Annotated in this window: 16 protein-coding genes; 4 read left to right on the top strand and 12 right to left on the bottom strand. The window is 59.9% G+C overall.

From position 1 onward, the window contains the following. Positions 1-56: 56 nt before the first annotated feature. A complete protein-coding gene (locus AC07SZ_RS28430) occupies positions 57-266 on the bottom strand; it encodes a hypothetical protein (protein ID WP_156394354.1) in 210 nt (69 codons plus the stop codon). A gap of 420 nt (positions 267-686) precedes the next feature. Here AC07SZ_RS28430 and AC07SZ_RS28425 point away from each other — a divergent pair, with 420 nt between their 5' ends. Continuing rightward, positions 687-962, top strand: coding sequence for a DUF6522 family protein (locus tag AC07SZ_RS28425; RefSeq protein WP_156394355.1), 276 nt, complete (start codon positions 687-689; stop codon positions 960-962). Between the two features lie 187 nt (positions 963-1,149). Further along, positions 1,150-1,389: an excalibur calcium-binding domain-containing protein gene (locus AC07SZ_RS28420; protein ID WP_082582547.1), complete on the top strand. Its 240-nt coding sequence runs from the start codon at positions 1,150-1,152 to the stop codon at positions 1,387-1,389. A 129-nt stretch (positions 1,390-1,518) separates the two neighbouring features. Here the strand turns inward: AC07SZ_RS28420 and AC07SZ_RS28415 are convergent, their stop codons facing one another. Next, positions 1,519-3,558: a DNA cytosine methyltransferase gene (locus AC07SZ_RS28415; RefSeq protein ID WP_056566823.1), complete on the bottom strand. Its 2,040-nt coding sequence runs from the start codon at positions 3,556-3,558 to the stop codon at positions 1,519-1,521. A 303-nt stretch (positions 3,559-3,861) separates the two neighbouring features. Further along, entirely contained in the window at positions 3,862-4,104 is a 243-nt protein-coding gene (locus tag AC07SZ_RS28410) for a hypothetical protein (protein WP_056566825.1), read from the bottom strand. Between the two features lie 106 nt (positions 4,105-4,210). On the opposite strand from AC07SZ_RS28410, the gene AC07SZ_RS28405 reads away from it, so the two are divergent. Next, the gene (locus AC07SZ_RS28405; protein ID WP_056566828.1) at positions 4,211-4,846 is read left to right on the top strand and encodes a PIN domain-containing protein; all 636 of its coding nucleotides are present in this window, start codon (positions 4,211-4,213) and stop codon (positions 4,844-4,846) included. A 112-nt stretch (positions 4,847-4,958) separates the two neighbouring features. Beyond that, positions 4,959-8,324, top strand: coding sequence for a TM0106 family RecB-like putative nuclease (locus tag AC07SZ_RS28400; protein ID WP_494916875.1), 3,366 nt, complete (start codon positions 4,959-4,961; stop codon positions 8,322-8,324). A gap of 33 nt (positions 8,325-8,357) precedes the next feature. Here AC07SZ_RS28400 and AC07SZ_RS28395 read toward each other — a convergent pair whose 3' ends face one another. The 9 genes from AC07SZ_RS28395 to AC07SZ_RS28355 form a co-directional block, all read right to left on the bottom strand. Continuing rightward, positions 8,358-8,510, bottom strand: a complete 153-nt coding sequence (locus tag AC07SZ_RS28395; RefSeq protein ID WP_494916873.1) for a DUF6455 family protein — start codon at positions 8,508-8,510, stop codon at positions 8,358-8,360. Positions 8,511-9,036: 526 nt separating this feature from the next. Next, positions 9,037-10,200 (bottom strand): cytochrome P450, encoded by a 1,164-nt coding sequence (locus AC07SZ_RS28390; RefSeq protein ID WP_494916871.1) that lies wholly within the window; start codon positions 10,198-10,200, stop codon positions 9,037-9,039. An 84-nt stretch (positions 10,201-10,284) separates the two neighbouring features. Then, the gene (locus AC07SZ_RS28385; protein WP_494916869.1) at positions 10,285-11,346 is read right to left on the bottom strand and encodes an FAD:protein FMN transferase; all 1,062 of its coding nucleotides are present in this window, start codon (positions 11,344-11,346) and stop codon (positions 10,285-10,287) included. Then, positions 11,343-11,891: a nitrous oxide reductase accessory protein NosL gene (locus AC07SZ_RS28380; RefSeq protein ID WP_244493955.1), complete on the bottom strand. Its 549-nt coding sequence runs from the start codon at positions 11,889-11,891 to the stop codon at positions 11,343-11,345. Before AC07SZ_RS28380 ends, AC07SZ_RS28385 begins: the two co-directional genes overlap by 4 nt. Positions 11,892-11,911: 20 nt before the next feature. After that, positions 11,912-12,742: an ABC transporter permease gene (locus AC07SZ_RS28375; protein WP_494916867.1), complete on the bottom strand. Its 831-nt coding sequence runs from the start codon at positions 12,740-12,742 to the stop codon at positions 11,912-11,914. Continuing rightward, positions 12,739-13,647, bottom strand: a complete 909-nt coding sequence (locus AC07SZ_RS28370) for an ABC transporter ATP-binding protein (RefSeq protein ID WP_494916865.1) — start codon at positions 13,645-13,647, stop codon at positions 12,739-12,741. The genes AC07SZ_RS28375 and AC07SZ_RS28370 overlap by 4 nt, the downstream gene beginning before the upstream one ends. After that, entirely contained in the window at positions 13,644-14,918 is a 1,275-nt protein-coding gene (locus AC07SZ_RS28365; protein ID WP_056566906.1) for a nitrous oxide reductase family maturation protein NosD, read from the bottom strand. The genes AC07SZ_RS28370 and AC07SZ_RS28365 overlap by 4 nt, the downstream gene beginning before the upstream one ends. Then, positions 14,915-16,837, bottom strand: coding sequence for a TAT-dependent nitrous-oxide reductase (gene nosZ, locus AC07SZ_RS28360; protein ID WP_056566909.1), 1,923 nt, complete (start codon positions 16,835-16,837; stop codon positions 14,915-14,917). The genes AC07SZ_RS28365 and nosZ overlap by 4 nt, the downstream gene beginning before the upstream one ends. Next, positions 16,834-19,125 carry a 4Fe-4S binding protein gene (locus tag AC07SZ_RS28355; protein ID WP_494916864.1) on the bottom strand — a complete coding sequence of 764 codons (2,292 nt, stop codon included), beginning with the start codon at positions 19,123-19,125 and terminating at the stop codon, positions 16,834-16,836. Before AC07SZ_RS28355 ends, nosZ begins: the two co-directional genes overlap by 4 nt. Positions 19,126-19,506 lie beyond the last annotated feature (381 nt).

Here is a 19,506-nt window from a genome sequence, read left to right as displayed (position 1 = left end):
TTATCGCAATCGCTGCGACGGGCATATCGCCAAGAGACAGCATCAGACGTCGTTTTCTATACGAAGGCCATGACGACCACGCCGCCCAGGACAATTAGGGCGAGCCCGGCGATAAGCATGGGGAGCAACGTATTGTCCGCCTTTGCGCCGCTTGCTGCTTCGATGCTGAATACAAGGGTTGGCCATTCTTCGATCAATTCTTTACTCTCGGAATCTATTTTCATTTTCGCCTCATTTCTCTTGCTGGCATCGTAACGGCGCGCCAATCGCTGCTCCGAAGGGCGCCTCGCGTCGCGTGGACATGTCAGTCTCCAATCTCGGTGGTCGTCGATTGAGAGAGAAGATATGGGACATGGGATGTTTGTTCTTTGCGCTCGCGCAAATTGAACCGCGATGGGGTCAGGGCTCAGGGCGGAGCCCAGAACCATGGGGATGTGAGCGTCACGCGGGAGGGGTATCCCTCTTTGCTGGATTGTCTATCCGTGGACCCGCTCTAGCGGTTCCGATGCCTGGAAATGGATTTTGCTTGCGACAGAGCAAAGAACCATCCGATTGCAGCAGTAAAGTTGAGCTAATCGTGAAACGCGTGGTTCAGAAATCCATTGATGGTGACCAGTTGCGCGAATCGGACGGCTCGCGACAACATACCGGACCAAGGTCTGACGGGATGCCTTCTGGAGGTTTGGATGATTTCGGTCAGATGGGCAGATGGCACGCCTGAGATCGATGCCGCGGTGGCTGCTCAAGCGATGAAGTTCGCTGTCGAGTATTTCATGAGGCAGATGCAGTGCGGTGGCATCAAGGGGCGGGTTGAGCGTGGCATTGGCGAAGACGAGGGCAGATACCGCCTATCCTTCCGTTGTCATGATCGAGAGTTGACCATGATTGTCGGTCACGAAGGCGAAATCATCAGCCAAGAATTGATCATGGCGGCGCCGAAGTTTCGGTGGAAGCGGACCTGAACTCTGCGCGGCGCGATTTGGGGCAATCGACGACGAATGCATAAACTGGTCTGCCGGTTGGCGGCGATCGGATTTCTACCCAAACTTGGGACGAGGTTAGCCGGAACTGAGTGCTCAGATGGGCGCGTCGATTTATTAGCTACTTGGGGGAACAGTGAAGGAATTAGCAATTTGGTTCATCGTGGCTATGTGCCTTTTGTCCGGCAGTAGCTCTCCGCCACTCTGGCAAAATAAGCAATTGCTGAGATCGACTTTAATAAAAGGAAGTTCGTTCTCACGAATTGCGCAAAGCTGGTCTTGCCAACCGCGGCTGACTTGTTCGCAAATCAGCTCTTGTGATGAGGCCCGGTGGTATCTGGAAAATTGTTCCTGGGGTGGCAAGCTCGATCGCGACAGCGACGGCATACCCTGCGAATCTTTTTGCTGATGGTTCGCCGCTCAGCAGCGAACCAGGAAGCCTGCAACAATCAACTCGACGGCCAATGTTGACATTGGGATGGCTATGGAGGCTGCCATCCAAATGCTTCAGCATCATGCCCCTAATGCGAGGACGTTCTCAGCAATGATCTGGAACGGTATCTAGTAGGTCGCTTACCCGTGCAAGCATGTTGAGCTTCAGCCTACCGTGATGCTGGGCAGGTAGCGGCGACTGCAGGGCCTGTGCATAGTCAAAGGTCGCTCCGGTAAGCGCACTGTAGATCGCCAGGCCAACCGCCCGCGCCATGATTGGCGGCAAAGCGTTGCCAATCTGACGTTTTTGCGCGTGTTGCGAGCCGCAAAACACCCAGTCGTCCGGAAAACCCTGAAGCCGAGCGCCCATTTTCATCGTGAAACGAAACGGCGAATCTTTCGGATGGTCCGCCGACGGGGCGCTTTTTGCGAGGCCCAAGGGGTCGATTCCGAGGTCCAGCCAAGCCTGCTTCCGTAAATTGGCGCTGAACGCCAGCCTTCCGGATTGTTCGGACCCTCCGACAATGGTCGGCCCAATCTTGTTTGCCTTGTTCTTGGCCCACTCTTCCGCGCCCTCCCATCCGTTTGCGGCCACGAGATCGATCAGAGCTTCGCCGACTGTGGTTCTCCATTCCGGAACTTTGGGCGGCATACGGAATCGGCCGATCGGGATATCCCGAAATCCGACAAATGCTACCCTGGGCCGATTTTGAGCCAATCCGTAGTCGCTACCAGCGAAGCTGAATACCTGCGTGTCGTAACCAAGCTCCTTGAATTTCCTATGAAGTTCCGCACGGTAGTTCGAGTTCGCCCTGAAGCCGAACCCTTCGACATTTTCGTAGAAAAAGGCTCTTGGCTCGACCTCGCCGACAATTCGCACCGCTTCCATAAAGAGATCGCGGTCATCCGCATGACCCTTCTGCAAGCCCATGCTCGAGTGAGGCTGGCAAGGGACGCCGCCAGCGACCAAATCGACCTTTCCGCGATAGCGCGTGAATTCCACATTCGCAATGTCGGCTTGACGGACTGGACCGAGCGCCCGGTTGGCTTTCAGCGTTGCAACTGCATTCTTGTTTTGCTCGTAGATGCAGACGGCATCGAAACCCGCGGCGTGGAGCCCGAGCGCTTGGCCTCCCGCACCAGCGCAAATCTCAATCGAGCTGAGTCGATAGGGAGGGTCGATCACCGTTTTTGCGGCTACGGCAGGCAATTTCCTATGCTTCAACTGCTCTTTCGAAATACCGTTGTCGTTGAAAATCCAAATCACGCTTTCCGCCACTGCGCGGTCGAGGAAATCGTGGCTGGTATCGTATGGGTTGCCGCTGTCCGGATCGACCGACTGGAATTCTCCCAGGGCCAAGCTCTTCAGGCTGTCATGCGCCCGAGCAAGCCAAACGGCTTCGTCGGAATTGCCCTGGTAATTGTATTCCCACGGGGCCGGCAGCGCTGCGGCATCGAAAAGCTCCTCGAAGCGCGCAAGGCAATCGCCAGCTCCCTGCATTAAGGAAGAGCGCTTGGTGATCAAAGATTCGCGTGTGCAGGCATCGTCACAACCGTCGTTGTAGAAATCGACGAGTGATTGCGCGAACGGCAGAAACTGCTTCCCGAAGGATTCGACTTCCGACTGCGCTTTCAACTCCGCCGCCGAACGCAATGCCTTCCGGCGTCGGCGTTCCTGCTCGACATGAGGATCCTTTGCATCGTCGGCATGGCGTCGCTTGATTGCCGCGATGTCGCTTGAATGCATGAAACTTCCCAGCGCGATCCTCTCGACGACTTCTTCCCTGACGGCTGTCGGGGCCGCGACCAGAGCTTTGACGGCGGCGAAGGAAACTGCTCCTTTCATGATCGTCTCGCGATGAGCGCCCAGGGTTTCGGAGAATTTCAGATAGGTCCTGAAATCACTTTTGTTCAGGCCGCACTCGGATACGAGGAATGCCTTCAGCCTCGATTTCGGCAGTTCGTTGCGAGCGGCGTCGAACTCCACCGTGATATCGAGAAACGCTTTAGTCATTGCCTTTTGGCGCGCGCGTACACGCTCCTTGATCGCGTGTAGTCGCTCGCTCTGGGTATCAACTAGTGCCGCCCTGGTGCCTTCCGGCCGGTCGACCGCGGTTTCGTATGACTGAGTTTCGTTAAAGTCCACGTTGCCCCTCTCCGGTTGCGAACGGACTTGTGGATGCCAATCCCCTTCGGCGGCATCAAAAACGTCGATAAAATTTGAAGGACCGATCGATTTTTGTCAGGGCAGTCAAGTAATCCGAGATCGTTCTTGGCCCGGTTTCTCACTGGCTACAGTTGGACTCATGCATGTTGTCTTGCCAGGACAAGCGAACTACTGCCCCCGACTCATATTGAAATGGAACCAAACGCTCTCTCAATCAATCGGGTCCGTAGCTCGGCAAAGGCTTCCAAAACGCGGCTGCAATGACACGACCTGACCCGCAACTCACTCTTCCAGAACGTCCGTAGTTTCCAGAGGCCCCCCTTTCGTGAGAAGGCCTTTCGCAACAGGCGACGATCCAGCACGTTCAAGGGTGACCTTGAACACAAGCCGGTTGTCGCGGACGGTCTGGGGTCCGTTCTGCGCCGCCGCCGCGAGAAGGTCATCGAACCGTTCGCGGGCTTCGCGCACGTTCCAGACTCTGGTTCTCTTGCTCGATACTGCCTGATCGCGGGGAGCACGCCCCATGCAAAACCTCCTGCCGTCCGGCCCATTAACGGATTGCCGGTGACTCTTAAATATGAGTCCAGTCATTTTAACACCACGGACAGTTCCTGTGAGCCCACGATCGACAATGTACGTGCTCGATACGAACGTGCTGAGCGCATTGGCCCACAAGCGGCCCAATCCGAAGGTCGTTGACTGGGTCGGCAGTCTTCGCGCCCCTATCGCCATTCCTTTCAGCGCGGTATTTGAAATACAGAGGGGAATTTCCATGCTCAAGTCTAAGGATGAATCACGGGCTGCCAGCCTTGCGAAATGGTTGAAATCACTGCTGGAGTCCGATGTGATGTTTCTTGCGATGGATGCCGCCGTTGCCCAAGTCTATGCAGACATGACGTTGATTCCTGCTTTGCAGGACCTTTGGGTGCCTTGCAGGAACGCTAAGAAGCCGGGGCAAGACCTCGCGATCGCAGCGACAGCGATCGCCCACCGCGCCGTTGTCGCCTCCATGAATACAAAAGACTTTGTCCGTATCGACCGCTATTTTCGTCTTCGTGGCTTGTTTAACCCCGACTGTGGCAGATGGGATATTCCCCTTGCAAGCGCCCGGAGGTCATCGGCGGCCCAGACACATGACAAGGAGCAGCATCGGTGGCACCATCGCCCTCTTCCTCGGCAGCGCAGGTACTTTCCAGTGAAGTGCTCTCGGTTTCTATTTTCCCAAGTGTTACGCACAACAGTCGAGAACTCGGCGTTCTTGTCATGACAGCGACAAAGATCATCGGCGAGCCGCTCTCTTCATTTCGTCGAAGCGCCGATTTCTCTGAGCTCGTTTCATGAGACAGTCGGGGCATGGAATCCAATTGAGTGCGACCGACTTGGTCGGCCATCTGAATTGCCGCCATCTCACTGGCCTAGACTTGGCAGTCGCTCAAGGCACGCTGGCCAAGCCAGCTTCTTACGATCCGTTTCTTGAAATCCTTCGGGAACGAGGTGCGCTTCACGAGCAAGCGTATATCGACCATCTGAAGAATTCAGGCCTCGACGCGGTGCGCATTGAAGGCGTCGACATCACGGTGGCGACCGCCGGACAGACACTGGATGCAATGCGCGCCGGAACGCCTGCCATCGTCCAAGGAGCTCTATTGAGCGGACGGTGGAGCGGTCGAACGGACGTGCTTCTCCGCGTTGAGACACCGTCAGCGCTTGGACCCTGGTCCTACGAGGCAGTCGACACCAAGTTGGCGCGCGAGACAAAGGGGGGTACCGTCCTCCAGCTTTGCCTCTATTCCGATCTGCTCGCCAGCGCTCAGGGTCTGGTACCCGAGCTCATGCACGTGGTTCCGCCATGGGCGGATTTTAGGCCACAGCAGTATCGCTTCACCGATTACGGCGCATTCTATCGCAGGGCTAAATCCGGGCTTGAGCTGACCGTCGATTCAGCGGTCGGCTCCGATACCTATCCGGACCCCAACAGTCACTGCGATGTTTGTCGCTGGAGTACGCAATGCGACAAGCAACGCCGAGTTGACGATCACCTGTGTCTCGTTGCCGGGATATCCAAGGTACAGATCAACGAGTTGAAAACCCGCGGCGTCGGCGCGATGGAAACGCTGGCTCATATGCCCCTGCCCCTACAATGGAAGCCCGAGCGCGGCTCGGCCCATTCCTATGAGCGCGTCCGCGAGCAAGCGCGGTTGCAGGTGGAGGCGAGAGCCAGCGGAAACCTCGGTTTCGAGCTCCTTCCTGTCGAACCAGGCTTCGGACTGTCTTGCCTTCCGGAACCTTCGGACGGAGATGTCTTCCTTGACCTGGAAGGCGATCCGTTCGTGGGCGAGCATGGGCTCGAATACCTCTTTGGGTATCGATTCAGAAATGAAGCAGGCGAATGGAGTTACGTAGGTCACTGGGCTTTCTCCCGCGCTGACGAAAAGCTCGCATTCGAAGCGTTCATCGACTTCACAACCAACCGTCGGGAGACGTATCCGGAACTGCACGTCTACCACTACGCACCCTACGAGCCTGGGGCTCTGAAACGCCTAATGGGTCGCTACGCGACACGCGAAGAAGAATTCGACAAAATGCTGCGGTCGAAGCTGTTCGTCGATCTTTACAGCGTTGTCCGCAACGGCCTTCGCGCCAGCGTTGAGAGCTATTCGATCAAAAGACTGGAACCGTTTTATGGGTTCACGCGGGAAACAGCGCTTCAGGAGGCAAACGTTGCATTGCTGAGTCTCCAGTCAAGCCTGGAACTCGGACACCCCGACAAAATTCGCGACCAAGACCGATCGGTGGTCGAGAGCTACAATCGCGACGACTGCGTATCGACGCAGTTTCTTCGCGACTGGCTGGAAATACTCCGCTCACAGGCGATCTCTGATGGTGAAATCATTGCCCGGCCCCAGCCCGGCGACGAAGTGGCGAGCGAAAACGTAACGGCATGGCTCGCAAAGATCGGCCCGCTGATTGAAAGGCTGACCGCGGACGTTCCAGCCGATCCGGAAGAGCGCGACGCCGAGCAGCACGCGCGCTGGATACTCGCCAACATTCTCGATTGGCATCGGCGCGAGGCAAAGGCGACGTGGTGGGAATTCTTTCGTCTTCGCGATCTGTCCGCTGAAGAGCTGATGGATGAACGCAGCGGCCTGTCGGGCCTAACCTTCCTCGGCGAAGTCCCTGGGGCCGGAAAGCTGCCGACGCACCGCTATTCATTTATCCCGCAGGAAACAGACATTCGTGTCGAGGACGACCTGCACAACGTCGGCGGCGACAAGATTGGAACCGCTGTTGCGGTATCGCAGCAGAACCGTACGGTCGACATCAAGAAGGCAGGCAAGTCCGTCGCTGTTCATCCCCAGGCGATCTACGGCTCCAAGAATTTCGGTTCTGATGAACAGGCCAATTCCCTCGTGCGTATCGGCGAATACGTGGCGGACCATGGGCTGGCTGGCAAAGGTCCATATTGCGCGGCGCGCGATCTGCTGCTGCGTCTGGCGCCGCGTCTGGGAGGTGAGCCGATTAAGACCGATGGGGAGACTACCTTGGCTGCGGCGATGCGGGTGGCCACGCTGTTCGACGGCGGCATCTTCCCGATACAAGGCCCCCCTGGCACCGGAAAATCGTACACTGGCGCGCGGATGGTGTGCACGCTTGTTCGCGAAGGTAAGACCGTCGGAATCACCGCAAACAGCCACAAGGTCATCAGGAACCTGATCGACAAGGTCATTGAGGCGGCCGACGAACTAGACGTCGCCCTGACTTGCATCGTGAAGCCGAAAGAGCTGGAATCCAATCAGCACCGCTTGGTTTTCGCGAAGAGCAATGGTGACGTGTATGGAGCGTTGAACGGCATATGCAAAGTCGCCGGAGGGACGAGTTTTCTCTGGTCACGGGCCGATGCGTTTGCATCCGTCGACATTCTCGTCGTAGACGAAGCGGCACAGATGTCCCTCGCAAACGTCCTGGCGGTTTCGCAGGCAGCGCACACGATTGTGCTGCTTGGCGATCCTCAGCAGCTGGATCAACCGATGCAGGGAAGTCACCCCGACGGAACCGATGTGTCTGCCCTGAACCATATCCTTGATGGGGGGAAAACGATCGCCTCTGACCAGGGCCTCTTCCTCGAAGAAACGTGGCGACTCCATCCGGACCTCTGCGCATTCACTTCGGAACTGTTCTATGAGGGCAAGCTGAGGTCACGGCCCGGCCTTGAGGGCCAGATTATCTCAAGCGGTCCGATAAACGGTTCCGGCCTGAGGTACATACCTATCACGCACAGTGGAAATCAGAATTCCTCACCTGAAGAGGCAGACGCCATTCATCGCCTCCTCGATCACGTGCTGCAGTCGGATACACGTTGGATCGACCGGGATGGCAAAGAGGCAGCTATCACCCTCAACGACATCCTGATCATCGCGCCGTACAACGCGCAGGTCTTCGAAATCCAGCAACGCCTACCCGGAGCAAGGGTCGGTACGGTGGACAAGTTTCAGGGTCAGGAGGCGCCAATCGCGATTTATTCGATGGCTTCGTCATCGCACGCAGACGCTCCACGAGGCATGGAGTTCCTCTACAGCCTGAATCGCTTCAACGTAGCGACGTCACGGGCCAAATGCCTGTCGATCCTCGTTGCGTCACCGGAGGTTTTCGAGGCCGAGTGCAAAACACCGCGGCAGATCCAGCTTGCCAACGCGTTCTGCCGATATCTCGAGATATGCTCGGTGATCCAATTGCCGGCGAAATAGCGCTTTTGCTGCGGAATGCCGCAAAGACCGCGGTCAGGCCGACTGCCCGCCTAGTATGCTTTCCCTGAAGAACCCGGCGTTCGAGCAGAATTCGGAGAGCCGGGCAAGATCGCTGTCGCGCTCCAGCCAATCGCCGCATTCGCGCTGGAAAGCGCATCCAAGGCAGGCGCTTCGCGCATTCGCCATCGCCATTCCTCGGCATCCCGTAGTACTCTATCCATGAAGATCCTGCGGCTCGATGTGTCGCGTCGCCGCGTCAGCTGTAGCCGACGCCCAACGCGTTTCGCACCTCTCGGATGGCGGTAGAAAACGAGATAGTTTGCTGGCGTTTGCACGGCGCCTTGTGCCGCCATTTTTTGTCCCCTCAACTCGGCTACTGACATTGCCGCTGCAATCGCTGGCTAGGCGGACGGGCCTGCTCCAAGTGGCCGAGCGAGGACCGCAAGCTGCCCGGACAATCCGACGGATCTATCCTTCGCCTTTGGAGTGAGGCTGGACGAGCGGTCGTCCGTCGCGAGGCGAGCCGCGCTGTTGGGATCTGGTCGTTTCAGACCAACTTATAATCAAATGGCTTGAGAGGAGAGCGAATGGCCAGAAGCGGAGGGATGTCAGCGGCGGACGCGAATCACACCAGATACGCCGATGCGCCATCAAAGGGCTTTCGGCCTCGGGTTTCGCGGTGGGCCTGTTTGCAAAGCTCGGCGAATTGGAACTACGATATTTGCACGGGCAGCATGGAATACCCGCTGGCCGGATAGGTCGCGATTGCGGGCTGCCGACCGGGCACCAGCGCGATTTGCTGGGTCGGTCTCAGCAGTTCCTCCATGACGACGCGTAGTTCCAGTCGGGCCAGAAGCGCGCCCGGACAGACATGGATGCCGCCGCCGTAGAGGAGGTTTTGCGTAGCATCACGATCGAGGCGGAATTCGTCGGAGTTGCCAAAGACCGCTTCGTCGCGATCGGCAGACGCCCACATGAGAGTGACCCGCTCACCGGCTGCAATCCAGCGTCCTCCGATTTCCACCGGCCTGGTCGTCACCCGCCGGTTGGAAATGAGCGGTGCGTGTATCCGCAATATCTCGTCGATGGCGGCGGGCAGCACGTGCAAATTCTCTCGAAGCTGTTGCTGAACCTGCAGGTTTTCCGCAACATAGTGGCCCAGAATCCCCACGCAGGCGGTTATTGTGCCCAGTTCGCCGACCGTCCAATTACGCAGGATGCTTACGATCTCCTCGTGGTTCAGCGGCCTGTTCCCGATTTTTTGCCGGAGCAGACTCGTCGTGATGTCATCTGGCGCGTCCGCACCGGCCTCACGCCGCGCTTCCAATAATTCGCTGATATAGCCGTCGAACTCGAGCGCGATGTCGGACATTGCATTCGAGTCTCTGGCCAAGGTGGCCTCATGGTTCTTGCGGACCCACAGAAGCAACGGCTCATGCAGACTCGCAGGCCAGCCGAGAAAGGCGCACTGGATATGCACTGCGAATAGCTGGGCAAGCTGCGTCACCAGATCGATTTCCATGCCCCTTTGCAGGCCGGAGACGAGATTGGCTGAGATCGTCCGGCAAAGCGGTTCGAAACCTGCCACGCGCTCGGACTCGAAATGGCGCTCGATTAGCGGGCGGTATGCCGCGTGCTGGGGCGGGTCCATGCCGCTTGGCACCGATAGATGACTGGAAACGACGCTGCTGAACGTACGGTAGTCATCCAGTGCCTGCACCACGTCCTCGTGTCGGAACAGCGACCAGCCGAGATAGTCGCTATACGCCACCGGGCAGCGGCGACGCATGGCGTCATAGGCTTTGATCTGGTTGGAAAGGACCTGATCGGATCGGGGATCCCAATCCGGTTGTGGCTTGTCTGGCGTCGAGTTCATAGCAATTCCCTCAAAACTTCCGTGCACCGCAACCAGCAAAGGCGGGAACGCGCATGCGCATAGCCCAGCCCTACGTGGCAAATGTCAGGCGCTGTGGTCTACCATCGACCCGTCCGCCAAAACAAAACAGGCCCTCGTTGCTCCGAGAGCCTTGAGAGCGGAAACTGCGCGGTCTACGGGCATAACGGAAAAGGCGGTCGAAAGCGCGTCCGCGCAGGTAGCGGTCGGTGCAATAACCGAGACGCTGAGATAGCGGTTCGCGCACAGACCCGTCGCGGGATCGAAGATGTGATTGAATCTCCCTGCTGGGTCGAATTCTGTGCCGTAGCCGCCTGACGTGGAGATGGCCTGGTTGTCGACGGCAAGCGTCGCAAAGAGGCGCTCCTCGGCTCGGGGGTCCTTTATCCCGATCAACCAGGGCCGCCCCGCTGGATGAGCATCGAGCGCACGGGTCTCCCCCATATCGACTAAAGTGTGCGTGACCCCACGAGCGCGCAGAAGCTCGGCGACGCGATCGGTAATGTAGCCTTGCGCGATGCCGTTCAGGGTCATCGCCATGTCGGATTGCTCGAACGCCACTTTTCCCGAGTCGACGGTCACCCGCGGGTAGCCGCACTTGGCCAACGCACTTCTGATGTCGGATGGTGCCGGACCATTCGGGTCGGCGCCGATTGCGCTGAAGTGCTTCGCATAGAGGGCCCAGAGCGGCTGCACGGTCGGATCGAAGGCGCCGCCGGTTGCGCGAGCATAGTGCTCGCTTGTCGCCAGAAGCTCGATGAGTTCCTGGGGCGGATCGGCCAGCTCGCCCTCGCGGTTCAACCGGGAAAGCGCGGAGGTCCCGTCGTAGAGGCTGAACACACGCTCCAATCTATGCACCTCGGCAAGTGAATCTGCGATCAGGCGCTCGGCTTCGGCGGCATCGGGATGGTATATCCGCAGTGAGGCATCGGCGCCGAGCGCGACACCGCGCCATTCGTGGAACAATGGTGAGGCCCGGCCAGATGGGACAAAGCCCGCCCCAAGCGCAGCAAGGCTCAAGCCTGCAACCGCCCCGCCGATACGGATGAAGCGACGTCGGGTTATCGGGCCAGCCAGTTCGCCGTCCGGTTTGATTCCGTTGCGCAGGATTGTCGAAGGCTCTGTCATTGCTTCACCGCGGTCTTGGACGTCAGGGCTTGGCCGGCCGAAACTTCGGCGACGTCATCGTCACTTTCAAGGATGTATTTCTCCGGGATCTCATCGAAGCGGACGACCGTTCCGCCGCGCGACGCCGTGAACGACCGGGCGGCCTTCTCATCGGAGAAGGGCACGGCTTCTTTGCCACCCATGCCGGCGTTGTAGTCACTGCCGATCGCATACCAGGCGTCGTGCGCCTCGACCCAAGCTCCCGCCTCGGGGCGATCCCAGTTTCTGGCCTTCGCCATATCATTGACATAGATGGCGACGACATCCTGCGGCTTCCCGGGGAGCATCGAAAAGGCAATGGCGTCGCGCACGGACGCGAACCAAACCGGCTCGGATTTGCCTGCAAAGAACGCCTGCCCCTTCGGGCCGCCATGCTCAAGCAGCCCCATCGAACAGAAGTAAGCAACCGACGCGACCGTCGGCTCCTGCGGTGGCGGCTTGGGAAGGCTAGCGACATCCTGGCTGCAGCCGGCCAGCAGGATGGCCAAGGCGGTGGCGACAAGCACGCCGAGAACCGTCGCACGCATCATAGTTCTTTCCTCGAAAAGACAAAGACAGCGAGGGCGAGCGGAGCCGCCACCCATGCAGCCAGCGCCGTTAGCAGCACGGTGCGACCGAACTGCATCTGCTCGGCAACGCCGGCCATCCCGGCGAACAAGCTGGTTTTCGATAGCCCGGCAAGATTGAGGAGTCGGAAGATGTCTGCAGGGTCGAGAAGGAGCAGCCAGTTAAATGCGACGCTGCTGATCGTCCTCCCCTGATCCGCGACAAGCAAGCCAAGGAGCGCCATATCGTAGAGCAGGACCAGAACTAGCCAGATGCCGATGGCGAGGCCCGCCGCGGTCGCACGCTCGCGCACGGTCGCACTGATGAGGTATCCGAGCGCGATGAAGACCGCGCCGAGCAGAACAGATGAACCGACCATCCGCGCGAAGCTGCCCAGGCTTTCGGCATCGAACTCGCCGGCCGCGAGGGCCAGAGCAGCTCCGGCGGCACCGTAGCCGAGCACGGTTGCCACCGTCAGGATCGAAAGGTGCCCGAGGAACTTGCCGAAAAGGATCTGCCAGCGCGAAAGCGGATAGGAAAGGAGGAGAAGCAGCGTGCCGCGATCTCGTTCGCCCACGATTGCGTCATGGGAAAGGAGAAGCGCGATCAGCGGGACCAGGAAAATCGTCAGGCTTGACAGGCTGACGACCGTGACTTCGAGCGGGCTTGCGCCGACCACACCCGTGGGAGCGCTGCCGAGAAACGCGAGGGTCAGCGCCAGACCGGCCATCAGCAGAACGGCGCCAAGGGCCCAGCGGTTGCGGAGGCCGTCGCGTATCTCGCGGGCGGCAATTGTCGCTATGGCATTCATTCCGCAGCCTCCCGTGTAAGCTCGTCGCAAAGATCGACCAATGTGGGTGGCATCACTTCGATGTCGCAGACGCCCTCGAGCAGCGACACGCTGCGGATTGCCTCGATCTTGCCATCGTCGGCGCACGTGAATTCGAAGCGAACATCATCGAGCCACTGCACAGTGCGCCGCGCGGCGAATTCCCGCGCCACATTCCCGTCGGCGACGTGCACCCGTATCCGAAGCGGCAGATCCGCCAGGCGACGGAGCTCCGGAAGCGCTCCCGCTGCGACCATGCGGCCGGACTTCATGACCGCGATCCGGTCGGCCTGTTCGATGTCGCTGAGTGCGTGCGAGGAAAGCAGCAGTGTGGCACCGGCGTCGCGCAACTCCGCCATGACATCGTAGAACATCTGCCGCGACTCGATGTCGAGACCGGTCGTCGGCTCGTCGAGAAAGAGGACGCGCGGCGCGCCGAGGAGCATCTGCGCCAATCCAAGACGCTGGCGCATGCCTTTAGAATAGGTGCCGACGCGGCGCAGCGCAGCGGCAGCGAGCCCCACGCGCTCCAGGAGCTGGTCGGCGACCGCAAACGGTACTTGCTTGAGACGGGCGTAGAAACGCAGCACCTCGCGGCCGGTCATGGCCGGAGAGAAGGCAACGTTCTCGGGCAGGAAGCCGATCCTGCGCCGGAATGCCATGACCTGGCGCCCAGCTGGGTTCTCGCCAAACAGCGTGACGCGTCCCGTGGTCGGGGTGAGCAGGCCGAGGGCCATTTTCACCAACGTGCTCTTGCCGGCTCCGTTGTGCCCAACTATGGCAACGCACTCGCCGGGCGCGACAGAGAGGTCCACGTCGCGCACGACGTAGGTTTCCCCGTATCGCTTCGATACGCCTTCCATGAGTATCGTCGGCGACGTGGTCATGGCTTTACCTCCAGCGCAGGCGGGATGGGCGCCATCAGTGGCGCGCTATCGATGACGCCGCCAGGATGGAGCGCGGGGAATTCCGCTTGAGCCCAGCGGATGACCTGCACGGCCGGGCTGTTGATGAGAAGTTTGGCCGTCGGATAAGTCCATACGACCTTGTCGAAGATGTCGTTCGGCCGGTAGGCGGTGTCGGCGATGCCGTCGCCATTCAGGTCGAACGCCGGATTGTCGCTCCAGTAGTTGCCGTGCCCGTCCGCGGACCAGTCGAGAGACCGTGTCCCTACGTACACGACCTGCGAGCGGTTACGGACGAAGGCATTGCCCGTCATCCGGTTGCGCTCCGAACCCGCAGTGAAATGGATGCCGACCGCGCAATCCTCAAACCAGTTGTCGGCAAACAGGTTCTTGTTGGCGTTGTAGATGAAGACGCACTGATCGCTCCGCCGCACCATATTGTCTTCGATGTCTGCATCATTGGCGTAGTTGAGCAGAAGGCCGTGATCGCGATCGTCTTCCGACAGGTTGCGGCGGATCACCAGGCGGCTCGAATACATGATAACGTAGCCGTCGTGGTTATTGCGCGAGACGTTGTCACTGACCTCGCTGTCATTCGTGTACATGTAGTGGACGGCGAAGCGGACGTCTTCGATGCGGTTGCCGCGGAAAACGTTGTTACGGCTTGCATTGGTGAAGATGCCGTCGCGTCCGCCCGTGATGTAGTTGCCGATCACCTGCGCACCCGGCGCGTTCCAGACGTAGACGCCGTTGCCGCGCTCGTTTATCCTGAGGTCAGTCCGCCCGACGATGCGATTGTTCCGCACAACTGCGTTGGCGGCGCCATGAACATAGACACCGACCAGGCTGCTCTCGATCCGGTTGTCCTCAACAATTGCGCCCACGGCGCTGTCCTCGAGGAAGACCGCCGCGTCCGCTGGATCGTCGATCCCCGAATTGCGTATCGTGAGGCCATGCACGACCACGTTAGGAGCAGCCACCTCGATGGTGCGGCCCTGACCGTGCCCATCGAGTACAGCACCGGGCTCGGCCTCAATGGTGAGGGCCCGATCGATCCGGATGGGGCCCTGATGCACGCCGACGGCGAGTCTGAGCGTATCGCCGGAGTGTGAGCCGGCAATCGCCTGTCGAAGGCCGTCGCCCCCCGAAGGAACGGCGACGGTTTCTGCCCGCCCCGCCCCTGGGAGGAGGAAGGCGCAGGCGACGACGAAGGCCGCCGCAACTGCGCTCCTGATGTGCCGGTGCCGACTCATGCCGGTTGCGGCTCCACTATCATGCGCCCCGCCATTTCCATGTGCAGCGCGTGGCAGAACCACTGACAATAGTACCAGTGGACACCGGGCCGGTCGGCGATGAACGTCACGGACGCGGTCGCCTGCGGCCCGATTTCCATCGCGATCCCGTGCCGCACCAAGGTGAAGCCGTGGGTCAAGTCCTCGACGTCATCCATATTCGTTACGGTGATGGTGACCTCGTCACCCTGCTTGACCGTGAACTTGTCGAGGCTATAGGCCGGCGCGACGGAGTGCATGTAGACGCGCACCTTGTTGCCATCGCGAATGACATCGGCGGCTTCCTCGAGCTTGACGCCGTCCTTCGCCGCCTGCTGCCGAGCCTCCTCCCACATCGGGTCGTCGCGCTTCCACACCGTCTCCGGCCTTACCTTCGAGCGGTGGACCAGGCAGATGTCGTGCGGCTCCGCGAAGCTCGGCCCGTCATGGACAAGGCGCATCTCGTCGCCAGAGATGTCGATCAACTGATCATTCTCCGGATGCAGCGGCCCGACCGGCAGGAAGCGATCCTTTGAGAATTTGTTGAGCGACACCAGCCACTTGCCGTCAGCCTCCTTGGTTTCGCCCATCGAGGTATGATTGTGGCCCGGCTGATAGTGCACGTCGAGCTTCTGGACGATCGGGTCGACCTTAGCGCCGCCGTAAGCCTGAATCGCCTTGTCGAGGTTCCACTTGACGACCTGACTGTCGAGGAACAGCGTGGTGTAAGCGTTGCCCTTTCCGTCGAATGCTGTGTGGAGCGGCCCGAGACCCAGCTCCGGCTCGGCAACGACGACGTCGCGAGGCTTGATCTTGTCGTCGAACAGGTCGTCGAAGCGGCGCACGTCGAGAAGCGTCACGGTCGGCGAAAGCTTGCCGGCGATAGCGACATGGATGCCGTCAGGCGCCGTGTTGCAGCCGTGGGGATTGTTGCCGGCCGGGACATAGCGCGTGTAGCGTGAGCCGTGCCGCCCGTCGACAACTGGGACGCCATTGATCTCCTTGTAGTCGCCTTTCTTGACCGCATCCTCGATGCGGCTGAGGTTGAAGAGCACCACCCAGTCGCGGTCCGCGGAGGTCATGTCGGCGAGCGTCACGCCCCGTTCCGAGTTGTAGCAGGTCGAGAATGCGTACTTGCCCTGGTAGTCGGCGTCAGTATTGTCCAGATTGCCGTCGACCAGCACCTGCCAAGCGACCTTCATTGTGTCGCCGTCGATCGCCGTGAAGACCGACCAGTACTGCTTGGGATCATCAAGAATCTTGCCATCGTTCGGGATCGGGATGATGTGCTCGCTGTTGGCGAACACGTAACCGGTCCGTGGAAACTTCTGAACACGCAGTCCGTGAATGTCGGATGCGTTCGGAACCTCGACGATCTTGTCGCACTTCATCACGTCGCAACGGATGCGCCCGACGCGGCAATTGGCTTTGTCGTTGACGAACAGATAGCGTCCGTCATAGGTGCCGTCGGTGAACGACATGTGCGGGTGATGCAGGTCGCCATTGGGGTAAACGCCGCCGCGCTTGGCGAGGAACGCCTGCGTGGTCGGCATCAGGCCCTCCGTCATGATCTTCCGGCTCTCGTTCGTGATCCCCCAGCCAGTGGCGCTGCAGCGGTTGAAAACAGGAATGCGCGTGAGTTCGCGCATTGAGGGCAGCCCGATGATACGCACCTCGCCGGACTGGCCGCTTGAGCTGAAGCCATAGTATTCATCCAGATCGCCCGGCCGGATTTCGCTGGTCGCCTCCTTTGCCTGAGCGGGCTTGGGGAGTCCGACGACGCCAACGGCGCCGCCGGCAGCTGCGCTGGCCAGGCCTGCCAATATGGCGGCTTTGCCGCTTCCAGTCAGAAGCCTGCGACGGCTTACTCCGGCTTCCGTCGGCCTGTCATCGTCTTTCATTGGTCGTCTCCTTCTATTGACGCGGCCAGGCTGGCCGCAGGTTTCCGTTCCACGGATGGTTCGCGACCGTTGACGGTCACCAGAACCCTCGGCTTGCGCTTAGGCTCCGGCTGCATCGACGGGGACTGGAGGGCCAGCCACTTTTCGCGCTTGATGCGCTTTTGGATCACCACAGGGCAGCGCTGGTCGTCGTGATAGAGCACCTGGCAGTTGAGGCACTGGATGCATTCGTTGGGATTGATTGTCCCTTCCGGATGGATCGCCTGGACGGGACAGTCATTGGCGCAGCGCTGGCAAGGCGACCCGCATTCCTTGTAACGCTTCAACCAATCGAACATGCGCACACGGGCGGGAATAGCCAACGCGCCGCCGAGTGGGCAAAGATAGCGGCAGTAGAAGCGCTCGATGAATAGGCCAGGCGCAAGGCAGCCGACGGCGAATAGGACGAACCACCACTCGCGCGCGAAATGCAGGACGATCGCGGTCTTGAAGGGCTCCACCTCGGCCGCTTCCTCGGCGAGGCCGAGCGAACCGAAGGAAAGGCCGAACAAGGCAAGGAAGATAATGTATTTGAACGCCCACAGGCGCTGATTGAGCCAGAACGGCACGCGGACTTGCGGAATGTGAGCCCAGCGTGCCAGCCGGTTCGTCCACTCCTGAAGCGCGCCGAACGGGCAAAGCCAGCCGCAATAGGCGCCGCGGCCCCAGAACAGCAGCGCAGCGGCGATCGCGGACCACAATATGAAGATCAGCGGATCGCGCAGGAAATAGTCCCACCGGAAGTCGCCGCGCAGCGAGTTGAAGAATGTGAGGATATTCACGACCGACAGTTGCGCGTGCTCGTACCAGCCGAGCCAGAGAAGCGTGAAGGCAAGGTAACCCAGCCGGATGCGTTCGTAGGCACGCGGCCATTTCACGAGGAAATCCTGGAAGAAGAAGAGGATGGTGAGCACGCCGATCGCGACGAGCATGATGGCAATGTCGAACATGCGCGCCCGCCACATCCGCTGCCAGAGCGGCGGCTCGTCGTCCGCTGCTGCTGCCAGTTGCGTGGCTACCTGCGCCGGGGTGACCGCCACTGGCGGTGCAATAGGCGCGGTCAGGAACTTGTCGGGGGTCAAGTAGTCGAGCCCCGTTGTGACGAATGCCTTGTCGAGCGCACCGGTAGCCCGCTGCACGAGGAGCTGGAATCGCCATGGCGTGCCGGGATCGAGATTCGAACCGTCTGGCGTGACGAAGACGCCAATTTCGGGAAAGTCCGGCGCGCCTTCGGCAACGACCGCCCCCACCCGCCGATAGTTGCGATCGCGGAACCGTATGGTGCTCTCGCTCTGGATCAGCTCGATGCGATCGAAAATGCCGCCGCGCACATAACCGGAGCCACGAAAGGAATACGTCCCGTCGCCGGCCACGAGGATCGCCTGCTGGCCGGGTTTCAGATCCTGGCGAAGGCGATCATATTCGGCGTCGCCGAGCAAAGATCGCCCGACTGACGGCACGCTTGCCAGCGCAATGTAGACGTCGACGAAGGGGGCATTCGGGTCCCCTGCCTGCGGGCGGGCGATGGCCGCAGCATTGCCCGTCCGCTGAAATAGGTCATCGAGTTCCTTGTTGGTGATCGCAAGCCTGCGGACCGATCCCTCGCCCAGCAAGGCTTGCCAGGTTTCAACGGCGCTGCCAGTCTGATCGATCGTGCGGTGGACCGGCTGAGAAGCGACATTCACAGCGCCCGCGCCCAGGCTGCGCGACCGCGCGATCTTGACAGCCGACTGTGTCATGCTGTCGGCGATCACCATCATTGTGACCGTCGCGCCGCTGACGATGTCGACGGGCATGCGGCTCGCCTCGCTCGGATCGAGTACACGCCGACCTGCGAAACCGTTGATATAATGATCGATCTTGGCTTGAGGGATGCCGACCAGAACGATCGGCTCGTGATGCTCGACGAGCTTTGCTCCAGTGATCTTGCCGTCCAGGTCGATGCCGACAACGATGTTGATCGGTTTGCCTGAGTAGCCGGTCGAGTCTACGACGTCGCCCGTGAGGAAGGCGTAGCCAACGAGTTGACCGCCCTTGAGGAGCTTCGCCGCAGGCGGGTTGCCGTCGATCTCACCGAAGCTGTCGGCTGCCGGATCGACGTCAGATGCTTTGATCCGGCCGAGAAACTCGCCTAGCCGCCCAGACGCGTTGGCCTCGGCCTGCGGCAGCAGGAGGACAAGCAGGAGGACGAAAGAAGCCAGGAAACCCAGGCCCGCCGATCTCCATCCGAATTCGAAATCTGATTTCATTTCTGCCGCTTGCTTTCTGCACCAAAGCCCGATCGCTTGCTTGATCGAAGGCGCGCTACCGTTAGACGATCGCGCTGGCGGCTCTTTGATCTAGCACAAACTCAAATGACGTCAGCGGATGTCAGATTGACGATCACTCCTCCACGACGCGCGTTCGCATGAAGCGGTTGAGTAAAGAACCCGAGGCACAGTTGCGCGATGTTCCGCAGCTAATTGGCTTGGCGACGGCTATGGAAGAGACCGCTGCACAGCGCTGCTAAAGGCCCGCGTCACATATGGAGAGGCTGAACGAGTATGAGGTTGCCAGAACATTTGACGGGCCTGTCGAAGAGCAGCGCGACCTTGTCGAAGAGATCGTCTGCCGTTCCAATTAGCTGATCA

The sequence above is a fragment of the Mesorhizobium sp. GW821-FHT07A06 genome, from assembly GCF_059419085.1.
The sequence above is the reverse complement of the archived record's forward strand: the minus strand, read 5'-3'. Positions and strand labels throughout refer to the sequence as shown.